Source organism: Donghicola sp. XS_ASV15 (assembly GCF_041224595.1).
Taxonomy (GTDB): domain Bacteria; phylum Pseudomonadota; class Alphaproteobacteria; order Rhodobacterales; family Rhodobacteraceae; genus Donghicola.
Genome location: NZ_JBGFGN010000092.1, coordinates 1 through 392, shown reverse-complemented (window position 1 = coordinate 392; position 392 = coordinate 1). Strand labels below are relative to the sequence as shown.

The 392-nt window shown below is 45.2% G+C and carries 1 protein-coding gene; it reads left to right on the top strand.

The annotated features are described in order from the left end of the window. A partial coding sequence (locus AB9K37_RS02925) for an aminoacyl--tRNA ligase-related protein (protein WP_369835475.1) occupies positions 1 to 392 on the top strand: 392 nt, incomplete at both ends.

The following is a 392-nucleotide window of genomic DNA, read 5'->3' as shown; positions in this document are numbered from 1 at the left end:
AAGAAGAAGCACCAGGCATGGTGTTTTGGCACAATGACGGCTGGAGCATTTACCGCGAGCTAGAAGATTTTGTTCGTGAAAAACTTCGCGAATATAAGTACGAAGAAGTAAAAGGCCCATTAATGATGGACCGTGTACTTTGGGAAAAATCAGGTCACTGGGATAAATATGGCGATGCAATGTTTACCACTGAATCTGAAAAGCGCGAATATGCGATTAAGCCAATGAACTGCCCAGGCCACGTTCAGATCTTTAACCAAGGTTTAAAATCATACCGTGATTTACCACTGCGTATGGCTGAATTTGGTTGTTGTCACCGTAACGAACCATCGGGTGCACTACACGGCCTAATGCGTGTGCGTGGCTTTACACAAGACGATGCGCACGTATTC